The sequence below is a fragment of the Fusibacter tunisiensis genome (assembly GCF_016908355.1).
GTDB lineage: Bacteria > Bacillota > Clostridia > Peptostreptococcales > Acidaminobacteraceae > Fusibacter_D > Fusibacter_D tunisiensis.
The window spans coordinates 1-13794 of the sequence record NZ_JAFBDT010000035.1 but is presented as its reverse complement, the minus strand read 5'-3'; the positions used below and the strand labels follow the sequence as shown (position 1 = coordinate 13794).

Here is a 13794-nt window from a genome sequence, read left to right as displayed (position 1 = left end):
GGCCATTTCAAAAAATGACACCACACTGTGTACTAGTAATTGCAAGGCTTCAAAAAAATTAATTTTTTTTATGCCTAGGGGTCCATTTTGCCTCCGTCCCCAGTTGAATTCATTATAATGTGGTTATCTATATCATAACATACTACCAGGCACCATAATATCCAATTGTCACACTACTGCTGATTGCGCCCTTTTTCATGCAATCTATAATTGAATCGCCTTCAAGAACACCCATTAGAAATCCAGCAATATAGCTGTCACCCGCACCCATGCTGTCTATAACATCACATTCGATTATGCCATATGTGGCAAACTCTTTCCCATCATAAGCCACACTCCCCTTTTCGCCTCTAGTGACGATGACTATACTCGGTCCTCTAGAATAGATGGCTTTCATATACGCATGCAATTCTTCATCACTTTTGCTATTATCCGAGAAAAATGCATAGTCCACAAAAGGAATCGCTTCAATAGTTATTTCATGATTCAGCTTATCTGCAAAATCAAATGCTATGAGCGTCCCTTTTTCTTTGATTTTAGAGAGTTCGGATTCAATCATCCCCCAGATTCCGGTTACAACTAGGTCATGGGTGCATAAAAAATTTATATCCTCTTCACTCAATTTAAAATCTGCCATGACACCTTCATCATAATCGCCTAAAACTCGATCCCCATTTTTGATTTCGACATGTGTGACAGCAGTCTTGCCCTCAAGCAGTTTCATATGAGATATATCAACGCCTTTTGACGCTATTGATTCCATCATAAATTGCCCATATTCATCTGTACCTACTACGCCTGTATAGGAAGAATTTCCATTCATCCTTTTGACATATACCGCGACATTCACTGGATTTCCACCCGGAAACTTTTCGCCAGTGCTGTCATAAAGATCAATACAGTTGTCACCTACAGCTGCAATATTTATTTTTTTTCCCATATTAACCTCAACATTCTATTATATTTTTCAGTCTGTCAATTGCAAGTTTTGCATAAAGTGAAGGTTCATTGATATAAGATGTGACAAGTTCAATTGTAGCCCCTCCTTCGTACCCGCTTTCCTTAATTTCCTTCATGAGTTCCTTAAGCGGAATAGTCCCATCACCAGGCAACAGATGGGTATCACTTTTCCCATCGCTGTCAATAATGTGCAAGTGCTTGAGATTCTTTCCAAGCTTTTTGAAATAAGTCATGATACTCTCATTTTGTACATATGGAGGAACAAGGTCACACATTGCTCCAAAATATGGCGAATTGATATGATTGACTATATCGAAAAGATCATTGGCGGTCGTACAAACATTCGATTCAAAAGGGGTAAGTGCTTCAATCAGCAAAATCTGGTCATTTTGCTGTGCGCATTCCACCAGCTCTGTGACACTTATACACAATCTATCCCAGATCTCTTTGCTTGAAGCCATATACCCTGCGTGACCAGCAGAAATGACTGTATATTCTGCTCCCATTGCTTTTCCCATTTCAATTGCATTTTTCAGATACTCAATCGATTCTCTTCTCTGGTTTTCATCACCAATCATATAATTGTATGGGTATGAATTGTGCTCAGGTGTGTACACCTTTATAGGAATTTCATATTTGTCTCTAAGTTTCAACAGTTGATTCAATTTTCCCTTTTTCAAATCATTTGGATACGCATGGGGGCGCCCTCCCCAAAGCTCTATATAATCATAGTTGAATCTTCTAGCATCCTTAAAGAAATCCTCAAGTTCACTTCGCTGATACCCCGACGTAAACATACCAATCTTCATTTTGCCCCCTTTTACAAGAAAAACAGACTGTTTCGAAATTGAGAAACAGACTGCTTTTAAACCAGTAGCTCAGCAACAGCAATTAATAATCAAGCTGTCTATAGTATCTTCTTATTTCCATCGGATGACAATTCAGCTTTTCCAGGTGTACATCAACTCTGGATGTGATGACTCTCATTAACAGATGAGAAAGATGTCCTCTGAACTTTTCACTGATTCCTTTGAGTTCATAATCCTTGGTATCAATGATGTTATAGTTCGCGCATATTTTGGGGAGAAAATTCGCAACCCTTACGCTGAGATTCCTTTGTGAATCTTCGCCTACAAATACTGTGACTGCAGTGTCTCTGTCTATGATTTCAAACATGCCGTGGAAAAACTCCGCACTGTGTATGGATTTAGTTCTGATCCAGTGTTGCTCTTCCCAGTAGCACATGGCATAAGAATAAGTTGCTCCGTATTGGTTACCAGCGCCAACAAAGTAGTGTATGCTATCATTCATATGCTTTTTCGCCATACTTTCGCCAAGTTCATCGGCCGATTTCTCAACTTCAACAAGTCCACGAGCAAGATGAGCATCGAGCTCGGCATAGAGTTCATGGTACTCTTCAAACTCGCCGGCATTAAACATAAATCTGTCAGCAACCATGAAAAATTTAAGTTGTTCATTCATAGGATATGAGATCAGATAATCTGTCATTCCCGCGAGTTCGGTTTCAGGATAATCAACAAATCCAATTACTTCAGCACCTGCTTCCTTCGCTTTTTTCACCCCGTCAATCATCTCAGTGGTTCTTCCGGTAACAGACGATATAATGACTATTGTACCCTCTCCCACTTTTTTGTTCCCAGTATGAAGATATTCTGCAGCGTTTTCAACAAAGAAGTTTATTGAGGACCTTTCTTTCATGTGCACCTCAGCTTGTAGGCACGATGCATACGTCCCACCTATACCGAGCCAACAAATGTTCTTATATCCCCTTTTGCATATTCCATCTACGATGGATTCAATTTCACTTCTTTGGGCCAATACACCATTTACACTGTCCAACAGCTTCTGTTCGTCAAATTTTAACATGTTTATGTTCTCCTAGTTGTCTAATTTATTCCCCAACTTTTAATTTTTGATAGTAATCATTGTAAATCGTAATGGCTTCACCAACGTCCTCTTGGAAAAACACATTTTGCTTATAATCAAAGTCTCTTGCCGGGTCGTTTCTGTACGCTTCTGAAGCGGCCTGCACTGCTGCGTCGTTAGGACATGAATATGGATATTCCACAAGATTGGCCGCCATAACCTCAGGATCGGTGATGTAATTCAGGAACTTTTCCGCAAGGTCTACATGCTTGGCGCCTTTTGGAATGACATATAGGTCGAATCCAAGCTGTACTGGATCGTTTTCAAAATCTGCAATCACAAGATTATTATCTTCTCCCAGTTCTGACATAGCCCATGATGCATTCCCATCATATGTGAAAGCCACAGAAGCGGTTCCGTTTGTCAGGTTTTGTTCAGCATTGCCATAAGCTACAACGTTATCATTGTATTTGACGAGCCATTCATAAGCTTCAGCTATTTCACTTTCATTCACTGAGTTTGGGTCATAACCAAGAGCAACCAGTGCTATAGGAAATAAATTTCTAGCGCCATCGATCGAAGCAATTTGTCCTTTTAAAGCTGGATTGATTAAATCGTTGTAACTCTTTATCTCAACTGGGCTCGTATCTTTGTTATAGATGATATAGATATAGTTCATCAGATATGGAACGCAATATTCTTTTGCAGTCCAGTAAGAATCATTGATATTGGATGCATTTGGAATATTTTCAAAGTTGATTTTTTCAACATATCCACCATCAACAAGCGATTCCATGTAAGCATCACAGGTCATGATCAGGTCATATTCTTGACCGCCACCTGCTGTTAGCTTTGTAATTGCGTCTGCATTGTCACTCATGTAAGATAAGTTTACTTTTGCATTGTATTCTTCCTCAAATTTTGCGATTAAGTCGTCCGAGATGTACTGCTGCCACATATAGATATTTAGCTCTGTGCTTGAAGCTGCTTTGTCACTTTCGGAATCAGCATTAGTCCCCGTACAACCTGTGAAAAGCCCCATGATCATAATCATGGTCAAAAGAATGGACATTGTTTTCTTCATAATAATCCCTCCGCCTTTTTGCGTTTGTTCAACGCGTTTTTAATTTTATTATTCAAAATCATTGCAATTACAATGACAAGAATCATGATTGTGGTGAGTGCATTGATGTCAGGAGTAACTCCCGATTTATTCATCGATAGAATCAATACCGGTAAAGTCGAATTGTTTGCACCTGCAAGCATATTGCTCATAACAACGTCATCTATTGAAAGTGTAAATGAAAGAAACGCCGCACTCATCACTCCCGGCATAATGCTCGGAAGAGTCACATTGAAGAATGTTTGGATTCTACCCGCTCCGAGATCCATTGAGGCCTCTTCCATGCTGTATCCATCACCGCTTATCCTGCCTTTGATTGTTACGACTGCATAGGGTATGCAGAAAGTACAATGTCCAAGTAAAATACTTCCCATCCCCAGTGCAAGACCTACCTTCATAAATATGATCAATAGGGCAACCGCCAATACAATTTCCGGGACAATAATTGGAATAAGCAGCATATTGTTAATGAATTTTCTGCCTCTAAATTCATATTTTCGAAGCCCTAAAGCCCCAATTGTTGCTATCGTAACTGAAATCACCGTTGCCAATACCGCAATAATAATGGAATACCAAAGACTGCCGATTACAGTGGAATTCGAAAATAACTTGGAATACCACTCAGTTGTAAAGCCATTCCAATAATAGTTATATCTTTGATCATTAAATGAAAAGATCATCATTACCAAAACTGGAATATATAACACCGTATAAATGGCAATAGAATAAATTGTTCCAATTAGGTCTCCAACCTGTTTTCTCTTTTGCAACTTTGAAAGACTCATTTATACCACCTCCATATCTTCTATCTTTGCAAATCTGGTGTAGATGAATATGAGGAGGCCAGTTATGACAATCAGCAGTACCGAAAGAGCTGCACCAAGCGGCCAATTTCTGATGGCTCCAAACTGGTTTTTAATAATATTGCCAATATATAAGACTTTCCCACCACCAAGCATATCTGTCACATAATACATTCCAAGTGAAGGAATAAACACCAGAATTATGGCGGAAAAAATTCCGGGAAAAGTCAGTGGCAATGTTATTTTAAAAAATGTAGTTCGTTTAGATGCACCTAGATCCGCTGATGCTTCCAATAGAGATTTGTTTAATTTTTCAATTGAACTGTACATTGGCAGCACTGCAAATGGCAGCATACTCGTTATAAGTCCAACCATGACAAGACCATTGGTATAAACAAAGTTTAATGGTGTATCCGTAACCCCTGTAAAAAGAAGAAATTTGTTGATAGGGCCGCTTGTTTGAAATAATAACAGCCAGCTGTTTAGTCTCATCAAAGAGTTTGTCCAAAATGGGATCATAATGAGCATAATAAGCTTTGAAGCCACTTCCTTAGGCTTATTTGCAATATAATACGCAAAAGGATAGCCAATCAACAAACATAGCAAAGTGGTTAGTGAAGCAGCTTTTAATGATTTAACAATGACCTTAAAGTAGGTACTGTCCAATAATGTGTTGTAGCTCTCCAGTGAAAAAGTATATACAACATCCCCAAATACCCCTCTGGACATGAAGCTGATGTAAATGATATAAAGCATCGGCAAAGTAACAAATAAGATCATCCAAATCGAAACCGGTCCAGCCATGGCAAGTGCAGGCAATGTCTTTCGTTTAAAACTATATTTTTGATTCATATTGTCCCCCAAACTACTTATTCGCTTTGATCGCAACCGCTCTTTCCGGATTCCAACCAATGTTTACAGAATCCCCTTCTCTAATGTAATCCTCCTTTTCAAAACGAGAATACTTAATTTCCTTCTTATCCTTCAATTCGATGGAAGTCTTGACCACTGTTCCCATATAGATAAAATCTTGAATCCTCCCCTTGAGATTAAAGCCTTCTATAGGATCCGCACTCAACTCTATAAACTCCGGTCTGATTGAAACATGGATCTTTTCCCCTATTTCGAACCCGTCTCCATTTACCCTTATTATTCCCGCTGTTGTTTCAACAACTAAAAGTTGATCTTGAACATTCACAACTTTACCATCGAAAATATTTGATTCCCCAATAAAGCCTGCAACAAATTTTGTTAAGGGTCTTTCATAGATTTCTCTAGGGCATGCAAGTTGTTCTATGACACCCTCGTTCATTATTGCAATTCGATCACTCATGGTAAGCGCTTCTTCCTGGTCGTGGGTAACATAGACAAAAGTGATTTCAAGTTTTTTTTGCAACCGTTTAAGCTCCACTTGCATCTGTTTTCTCAATTTAAGATCGAGCGCACCTAGTGGTTCATCAAGAAGTAAAACCTTTGGATTATTTATTAACGCTCTGGCAATTGCAACTCTTTGCTTTTGACCTCCGGAAAGCTCATCAGGTTTTCTTCTCTCATATCCCTGAAGCTGGACAAGTTCCAGCATTTCGTTGACTCTTTTGGCAATTTCATCTTTTGACTTCTTCTTGATTTTTAACGCATAGGCGACATTATCAAAAACATTCATATGTGGAAAAAGGGCATAATTCTGAAAAACGGTATTAACATCTCTTTCAAAAGGCTCCTTGTCTTCGATGCTGACTCCCTGAACCATTATTGTGCCGGATGAAGCTTCTTCAAATCCAGCAATCATTCTAAGAGTAGTTGTCTTTCCACATCCGGAGGGTCCGAGAAGTGTCAGAAATTCTCCCTGCTTTATTTCAACATTCATTTTTTTAACAACTTTATTTTTACCAAAGCTTTTTTCGACGTCAATTAAAGACACAATAAAATCAGACATTTCTCACCTCGTAAATATTTTGTGAATATTTTAACAATTCTAGATGGTTCTATAACCTTTTCATAAGCCACTAAATCTTAATTACACGCCAACGCTTGGCCATAATTCTGTATAGAATGTGGTTCTGTCGCCAATGTTCAGCGATCTTGTTGCCTCAACCACCCTCTCATTCAGATCATAAGATACAGACTCCAAAAGAAATGCCGGCGTGTTCTCTACTACATCAAGATAATTGGCTTCATTCTTATACAAAGTTGTAATTCTGATCCATTGCTTGGAAAATTTCAATTTATGTTTGTATACAGTTTCAATAACTTCATACAAAGAATGCGTTTCAAAGTCATACTCTAAAAGGTTATCAAAAAGACTAACCGGCAAATATGAGTATTCCAGTGCAAGGGGGATTTGATCACCGTATCTTACACGCACGATCTCATAAATTTTTGTGCCGATTGTCAATTCCAGAAGAGATGCGATTTTTTTATCCGCTTCGACTATACTGAAATTCACTACCTTGTTGCTTGGCTTGATTCCTCTAGAGATCAGCATTTGAGAAAAACCACTTAACTTGACAAAATCTCTTTCAAAATTTGGAAGTCTTGCAAAAGTGCCTTTCCCTTTTACTCTGTATGCGTATCCCAAATCGACAAGTTGTGTCAGTGCGTTTCTAGCTGTCATTCGACTGATGTTGTAGGCTTCGCTCAATTCTCGTTCTGATGGCAGCTGACTGCCTCCTTCGAGTTCGCCAGAATTAATTTTTTCAATTAGGGCATCTTTGATTTGAATATAAAGCGGGGGAACATATGGTTTTTTTATAAGAATCAGTCCTTTCTTGAAAACAAATTGGTATAGTTGTATATACCACTAATTGAATGGTATCACAACAATTTTTTCTGTGCAATACTTTTAATCAAAAAAAGACCACCTAATTGTGGTCTTTTTTTGATTATTTATAATTTGCTCCGGAGGAAAACTTACTAACGGTTTTAAGTGAATGGCATGCTTGCTGGCTCAGGATTTGCGTTTTGTTCCGTTCCTTCATTTTTTTGTCCATACTCGTCCATTTGGGTCTTCCTTGGATTCTTGTAATAAATTATTCAATATCAATTGCCAGCTGTAATAGCATTTCTCACTGCTTTTCACGACTCTAACTTTCCACATATCAGCAGCTGCAATCCAATAGCAAAAATTGCGCCTATTGGAAACATGAAAAAGGGGTGAAAAATAAAAAAGTCATATTTTGAAACCTCGCCAAAAGTACGTTCAATTAGAGCAGGTATAAAAATAGCGATACTCATATTAACCAAAAGTCTCATGAGTCTGACTTTCATCTTTAATGCAAGATCTCTTTCACTTGGATTCAAATGTAATATCAATCCTACAAAAACAAGCAGAATCATCAATCCAATCATTTGAGGCTCCTTTCTCAACTAAATGTTATTAATCCACGGTATAGTAAGCATCCATTACAAAATCAATCTAGACATGGATAACAGATGTGGTTATTTTCTCGTTGTTACTCGAAAAACGATTTCATTTCATCCGGCACAATCATCACATCTTCTATCTTGTACTCGCCATCTATCGTCATTGGTGTCAATTTTACAAGCAGCATCTCACCGTTTTCAAAAGTAATGAGTTCATAATTCTTATACGATGCGCCTGCTGTAGACAGTTCACTCATTGCGTCAAAAATTTTTTCTGAGACGGTATTCTTTCGCCCTTCACTAAAAAGTTCATTAAACCTTTCATAATCATTTTCATCAATGGCCAGTTTCATAAGCCATGTTGCATTCTGCTCTGTATCTGGTTTTACAGTGTCTTCGCAAGATGATAAGAAAATACTTAACATTATTACATATATAATAGTTAACGTCTTATATCGCACTTATTTCCTCCCATTTTTGTGACTTAATAATTTGCCAAGTGTCATTAAGAGCACAATCTATATCCAATAAAAATGATTCTAGCTCTTTCCTTTTTTCAAAATCAATATCCATAAATACCTCTCATAAAATTCATTCATCACTTAGTCCGCTATCAATTTTATAACCGGAAAAAGAATCCTAACCTCCCTCTCCTGATCCTCCTGTCTCCAATAAACAACAGCACTAATCTTAGCTTCTCCTAAAGTATATCCTTTCTCCATATAAGCTGAAAGGCTTTCCTTAAAACTCTTGGAAAAAACGATTACTTGAACATTTTCCTTGTTGAAGCACCCATAAGGTGACACTCTCAATATGTCGCCGCTTCTCAGCTTGGAAATGGCATCCTGGACCTTTTGCTCGTAGAAATAACTCAAAAAAATATCCTTATAACCCAATTGAAGCAATAGCAGACTTTTCTGCTTTTCACGCCATGGCATTTCAAGGAAACTCATTCCCTCAATCTCATCTTGAGAGTACGAGTTGGAATCAAAACCAAATCCTTTGAGCAATTTCACATCATTGAAGTGAATTTGAAGATTCTCTTTGGCGCGAGTCATGGCCACATAGAATATTCTTTTTGCCTCCGTTTTGTAATCGGAAAACTTGTCCAGTAAAAGGATCACTGTGTCGAACTCCTGACCTTTTGACTTATGCATGGTTGAGACTTGTATGGTATTGACATCTGGATCCAAAAAGTCTTCGAACTTGGATTCCTTAATGTAAATCATAAAGTCGGAAACGTATCGGTGTTTACCTGCAGTCATTGTAAAATCATCCAACATTCGATTCATTACGGCAATCTGTTCACTGCGTCCATATTCCTTGAACAAGGATTGTTTCGCTTCATTCCAAGTATCTTCATCAATAGTATGGATGCCTTCTTCAATTTTCAATTGATCAATAAAGAACCTGACCTCATCCAAATTTTCTAGCCGGATTTCTTCACGATTTTGAATAAGTTTAGCCGGATATCCTGCATCGATGAGCCGACCTGTCATCTGAAGGGCATCTTCGTTCTTAAAAGTCATCATACAGATGGACCCTTTTGCACCTTCATCCTTGAGTTTGTCCAAGACACCGTCAATCATTGTATCCGACTGGTGATAAACCCATTCAATACGCCCCTTCCCTTGCTTTCTAGGTATAATAGGTGTCGACTTCATCCTCTCTGGAATCGTAGTGGCATATCGATTGGTGAGCTCCACCAAATTGGGCTTGCTTCTGTAGTTTTCTACCAGTTCATAGAATTTACTGTTCTTGTTTTTTAGAATCCGCGTCATATACTTGGAACTGGATCCACGAAACTCGTAAATATTTTGATCATCATCCCCAACAGCAATAATTCTTATATCGTTGTTTTGCTTTGCCATGGCACGAATGAACTCGAACTCATTTTCATCCATGTCTTGCGCTTCATCAATTACCATAACTGTTTTGGTAATTCTGGAAGGTTCCACTTCCCCGTCATAAATCATTTTTGCAGTGGTTCGTACAATGTCACGGGATTTTTCAACATCTCCTACACGGCCAAGCAAGTCAAAGCAATAAGAATGAAAGGTTTTGATCTCCACATAATGGGCGGAGCCCCCAATGAGACCAATCAACCTGCGTTTAAACTCCGTAGCAGCCGCCCTTGAAAAAGTCACCATCAATAGCTGTTCATGTTTGACATCTTCCATCAACAAAAGGGCTGCCAACTTATGAACAAGAATTCGGGTCTTGCCGCTTCCAGGTCCAGCAGCTACGACAATATATTGACTCTCCCGATCGTTGACAATGGAAAGCTGAGTTGGACTCAGTTCACCAAACAGCTGTCTGAATTTGGCAGGTGTAATATTGAGATTGATTTCCTCCCCTTTGGACCCTTTGAAGTATTTCTTTAGAAACGTTTGATAATTCAAAGTGAAATAATCATCCACAAAAGCGAGTGCCGCTTCATAATTTTCAATCATCTTCTTGGCATATTCACCAACGATGTGAATCTGATGCACTTTCTGTTCATAATATGCTTTCAAGCTCTTATAATCTTCATTTTTGTATTTGATTCGATTGTCCATTTCCAATCGTTCAATTTGAAGCCTGTTATAGAGCACCATGAAACCGCCCTCGATTTTGAGAGCATCAATTCTACTGAGGTAGAACAATCCATTTTCAACGTCTTTCAGAGATATTTTGTCTCCAATCAACCGGTTTTCAAATTCATAAGCTTCTTTGAGCTCTAAAACAGAGAACTCTACAATGCCTTCATCAGGATCCGCTTCATATTTATCATATAAGAACTGTAGAATGAATTCGGCTATCAACATGCGTTTGTTATAATCTTTCCGCATTTTCTCCAAATCCGATATATGCCGAATCCGAAAATGGTTTTTCGAGTTTCTGCCAAACTCTCTTTCAACGTCATGATTGATTGCCCAATAATTGAGTATGTTTATGATCTGATGTGTTGTGACTTTTTTCAGATCATTTTCCTCAGCCAATTCGTTCAAGGTTTTGATATTATAAGGACCATCCTCTACAGTTTGTTCCAACAAAAACGCTTCCAAGTCCTTGCTCGATTTAAAGTTGTTAATGGCTTTGGTCTTTGAAAGATCATCATTCATGTAGGCTGTTAAATCCTTGCTGTCGGACAAGAGTCTTTCTTCTCTTAATAGCCCGATAATTCGGATGACTTCTTCTTTCTCAATTCCCAGCTGATCACTGATGTAATCGACCCTGGACTCTGCTCCCTCATCACTTTGATGCTTTCTGCTTCTAGCTGAGATAAGCTTGCCGATAATACGTCTTGCCAGTTCTTCATCTTTATCGTTGAAACGGGATGATTTTGAAATTCTATTGGAGGCGTCTGCCATGCTTTGAGCGAGAATACTGTCTGCGTATACACTTGGCATATTTTGCCCGCGCTTAATATACCCTGCCTGTTCCAGGGCCGAGATGGCGGTTCTTACCCGCGTCTCCAAATCCATAATACTATCGTCCCACCCTGCTTTACGGGCAATTTCAAGTGCAGATTGAGAGACCTTGTTACGGTTTCGGGTAATCTCTTTTATGGCTTTCCAAACCTGCGAAATTTCCGAAATACCCAGCTTTGTCTGATTCAAAAGCGTAAAATGGGCATTCAAGTCATCATCATTGAACAGCACAAAACATTCAGCTTCTATGTGCTCATCCCTACCGGCCCTGCCTGCTTCCTGGACATAGTTTTCCAAGGAGTTTGAAATCTGATAATGAATGACAAGTCCAACGTCTGATTTATCCACTCCCATTCCAAATGCCGAAGTGGCTACCATGACATCTGTCTCCCCCCTGGTAAAGGAATCCTGATTTGCGCTTTTCTCCTTCTTTTCCATTTTGCCATGATAGGATTTTGCCAGGTATCCATCTTTTGTCAATCGATCTGCCAGCTCATAGGCCAATCTTGTGGAAGAAACATAGACAATTGTTGGGCACTGTTTTTCAGTAATCAAATTTCTTAGTCGATCATATTTGTCTTCAGTGTTACATCTAATAACTTTATAGGTAAGATTTTTACGCGCTGCGCTCGCAGAATAAAGGTCGAGTTCAAGACTCAGGTTGTCCTTGAAATAGGCTCTGATATCCGCAACAACATTTTGTTTAGCCGTTGCAGTAAAGCAGGATACAGGAATCATATTCTGCAAACTTTTCATTTCCACCAATTTCTTGATAAAGTCAGCAATATATAAGTAGTCCACTCTGAAATCCTGGCCCCATGCGGAAAAACAGTGGGCTTCATCAATAACAAAACGTTCAATCCGACGACCCAGTAGCAAATGTTCAATTGATCTGGATCTTAAAGACTCAGGCGAAATGTAAAGGAGCTTTGCACTGCCATTTTCAACGCGTTCAAAAGCTTTGGCCCGTTCAATTGGATCAAGCAAGCCATTGATTGTCACTGCATCAGTTATACCTTTCGCTTCTAAGTTGTCCACTTGGTCTTTCATCAAAGATTGGAGCGGTGAAATAATGACCGTAAGTCCCTTGGTCATGCGACCTGCCATCAAGGCAGGAATTTGAAATGTAATGGACTTACCGCCGCCTGTGGGAAAAATCGCCAAAAGGGACTTTTGATTCAAAGCAGCTGACACCGCTTTTTCTTGCAGATTTTCCCCGTCAAACGTCCTATAAGATGGATAGCCAAAATAATCCTGGAGTCCCTTCACTGGATCAAAATTCTGATTGCAATAGCTGCATCCCTCCAGACAAGGAGCATTTCTCAAGGCTGTCATGACATTTTCAACATCTGGATAAGTACGAAGCACCCATTTAGGCGTCACAGAAGCGTCATCATCTGCATAAAGCACTGCCAAACAATATGCCAGTTCAATTGGATTTTTTTCGATAAAGTTTTCAATAGGTGCATGATCACAAAAGATGTCCTTAAACTGTTTTCGAATCAAGGCATTCAGTTCAATCGCAGTCAATTTGGAGATTGGTTTCTGAGTATTGAATAAACCTCTTAAGGTCCTTTTCGGCGTATCTACATATTTAAAAAATCCCTTGAACATTTCTTGATCCTGCAACAAACTTCTGTAGATTTGCTTCATGGATTCTTCCAACTTTTCAAATGCTGTGCATTCATCAAAAAACAAGTTTTTTGCCTGGATTGCATCATTCAGCGGATTGTTCAGTTGATCTGAATGCAATTTATCGTCCTTGACCAACTTGTGGTAAGGTTTCTTTGGAAATAAAAGAGGCGACAACGATAAGGTGTCAATGGCAGGAATCGCCATCACCGACTTATCGTGTCGCGCCAGAAATTTAAGGTCATGCTTTATGATGTTATGACCACACAAAAAAGAGGTCTCTTTAATAAATTCCATAAAGAGATCAACTCTTCCCGTATGCACCTTATCTCCCTTTTCATTGATGGCACCAAGATCAAATATCTTTCCATGATCCATCGAAACTTCCGTGTCCATAAATACGATTCCACTCATAAAGTATCCTCATTTTTTACAAAAGCTTTTAACAATATTATATGGAAATAATAATATAAATTCCATTCTTTGAAGTCCCTAATTTAGGGACTTTAGTCCTTAATTGTCAACTTCCAGAAAAAATGTTACTAAAACTCCTGATTTCGATTCTTTTCAGGAGTTTTTTACGTTTTTTACCTAAACTTTTTCCTGATCTGAT

12 protein-coding genes are annotated in these 13794 nt (G+C 38.8%); all 12 read right to left on the bottom strand.

The annotated features are described in order from the left end of the window. Positions 1-142: 142 nt before the first annotated feature. The 12 genes from frlD to JOC49_RS12175 all read right to left on the bottom strand — a co-directional run bounded on the left by frlD (position 143) and on the right by JOC49_RS12175 (position 13595). A complete protein-coding gene (gene frlD, locus JOC49_RS12225; RefSeq protein ID WP_204665319.1) occupies positions 143-940 on the bottom strand; it encodes a fructoselysine 6-kinase in 798 nt (265 codons plus the stop codon). 7 nt (positions 941-947) lie between these two features. Continuing rightward, the gene (gene frlC, locus JOC49_RS12220; RefSeq protein WP_204665318.1) at positions 948-1769 is read right to left on the bottom strand and encodes a fructoselysine 3-epimerase; all 822 of its coding nucleotides are present in this window, start codon (positions 1767-1769) and stop codon (positions 948-950) included. A gap of 82 nt (positions 1770-1851) precedes the next feature. Next, positions 1852-2847 carry an SIS domain-containing protein gene (locus JOC49_RS12215; RefSeq protein ID WP_204665317.1) on the bottom strand — a complete coding sequence of 332 codons (996 nt, stop codon included), beginning with the start codon at positions 2845-2847 and terminating at the stop codon, positions 1852-1854. A 25-nt stretch (positions 2848-2872) separates the two neighbouring features. Further along, entirely contained in the window at positions 2873-3931 is a 1059-nt protein-coding gene (locus tag JOC49_RS12210; protein ID WP_204665316.1) for a polyamine ABC transporter substrate-binding protein, read from the bottom strand. Beyond that, on the bottom strand, positions 3928-4755 hold the full coding sequence (locus JOC49_RS12205) for an ABC transporter permease (protein WP_204665315.1): 828 nt from the start codon (positions 4753-4755) through the stop codon (positions 3928-3930). Before JOC49_RS12205 ends, JOC49_RS12210 begins: the two co-directional genes overlap by 4 nt. Beyond that, complete coding sequence (locus JOC49_RS12200; protein ID WP_204665314.1) at positions 4756-5625, bottom strand: ABC transporter permease; 870 nt, start codon at positions 5623-5625, stop codon at positions 4756-4758. Between the two features lie 13 nt (positions 5626-5638). Beyond that, entirely contained in the window at positions 5639-6709 is a 1071-nt protein-coding gene (locus JOC49_RS12195) for an ABC transporter ATP-binding protein (RefSeq protein ID WP_204665313.1), read from the bottom strand. An 81-nt stretch (positions 6710-6790) separates the two neighbouring features. After that, complete coding sequence (locus JOC49_RS12190) at positions 6791-7489, bottom strand: GntR family transcriptional regulator (RefSeq protein WP_341534685.1); 699 nt, start codon at positions 7487-7489, stop codon at positions 6791-6793. 359 nt (positions 7490-7848) lie between these two features. Continuing rightward, positions 7849-8121, bottom strand: coding sequence for a hypothetical protein (locus tag JOC49_RS12185; RefSeq protein WP_204665311.1), 273 nt, complete (start codon positions 8119-8121; stop codon positions 7849-7851). 104 nt (positions 8122-8225) lie between these two features. Beyond that, complete coding sequence (locus JOC49_RS12180; protein ID WP_204665310.1) at positions 8226-8597, bottom strand: hypothetical protein; 372 nt, start codon at positions 8595-8597, stop codon at positions 8226-8228. Further along, on the bottom strand, positions 8587-8709 hold the full coding sequence (locus tag JOC49_RS13400; protein ID WP_279381216.1) for a hypothetical protein: 123 nt from the start codon (positions 8707-8709) through the stop codon (positions 8587-8589). Before JOC49_RS13400 ends, JOC49_RS12180 begins: the two co-directional genes overlap by 11 nt. 29 nt (positions 8710-8738) lie before the next feature. Next, positions 8739-13595 carry a RecQ family ATP-dependent DNA helicase gene (locus tag JOC49_RS12175; protein ID WP_204665309.1) on the bottom strand — a complete coding sequence of 1619 codons (4857 nt, stop codon included), beginning with the start codon at positions 13593-13595 and terminating at the stop codon, positions 8739-8741. Positions 13596-13794: the final 199 nt, after the last annotated feature.

Excerpts from the sequence above, each read along its gene's own strand:
- frlC (WP_204665318.1), bottom strand. The coding sequence starts at position 1,769 with ATGAAGATTGGTATGTTTACGTCGGGGTATCAGCGAAGTGAACTTGAG.
- JOC49_RS13400 (WP_279381216.1), bottom strand. The coding sequence starts at position 8,709 with ATGGATATTGATTTTGAAAAAAGGAAAGAGCTAGAATCATTTTTATTG.
- JOC49_RS12175 (WP_204665309.1), bottom strand. The coding sequence starts at position 13,595 with ATGAGTGGAATCGTATTTATGGACACGGAAGTTTCGATGGATCATGGA.
- JOC49_RS12195 (WP_204665313.1), bottom strand. The coding sequence starts at position 6,709 with ATGTCTGATTTTATTGTGTCTTTAATTGACGTCGAAAAAAGCTTTGGT.
- JOC49_RS12210 (WP_204665316.1), bottom strand. The coding sequence starts at position 3,931 with ATGAAGAAAACAATGTCCATTCTTTTGACCATGATTATGATCATGGGG.
- JOC49_RS12200 (WP_204665314.1), bottom strand. The coding sequence starts at position 5,625 with ATGAATCAAAAATATAGTTTTAAACGAAAGACATTGCCTGCACTTGCC.
- JOC49_RS12205 (WP_204665315.1), bottom strand. The coding sequence starts at position 4,755 with ATGAGTCTTTCAAAGTTGCAAAAGAGAAAACAGGTTGGAGACCTAATT.
- JOC49_RS12215 (WP_204665317.1), bottom strand. The coding sequence starts at position 2,847 with ATGTTAAAATTTGACGAACAGAAGCTGTTGGACAGTGTAAATGGTGTA.
- JOC49_RS12185 (WP_204665311.1), bottom strand. The coding sequence starts at position 8,121 with ATGATTGGATTGATGATTCTGCTTGTTTTTGTAGGATTGATATTACAT.
- frlD (WP_204665319.1), bottom strand. The coding sequence starts at position 940 with ATGGGAAAAAAAATAAATATTGCAGCTGTAGGTGACAACTGTATTGAT.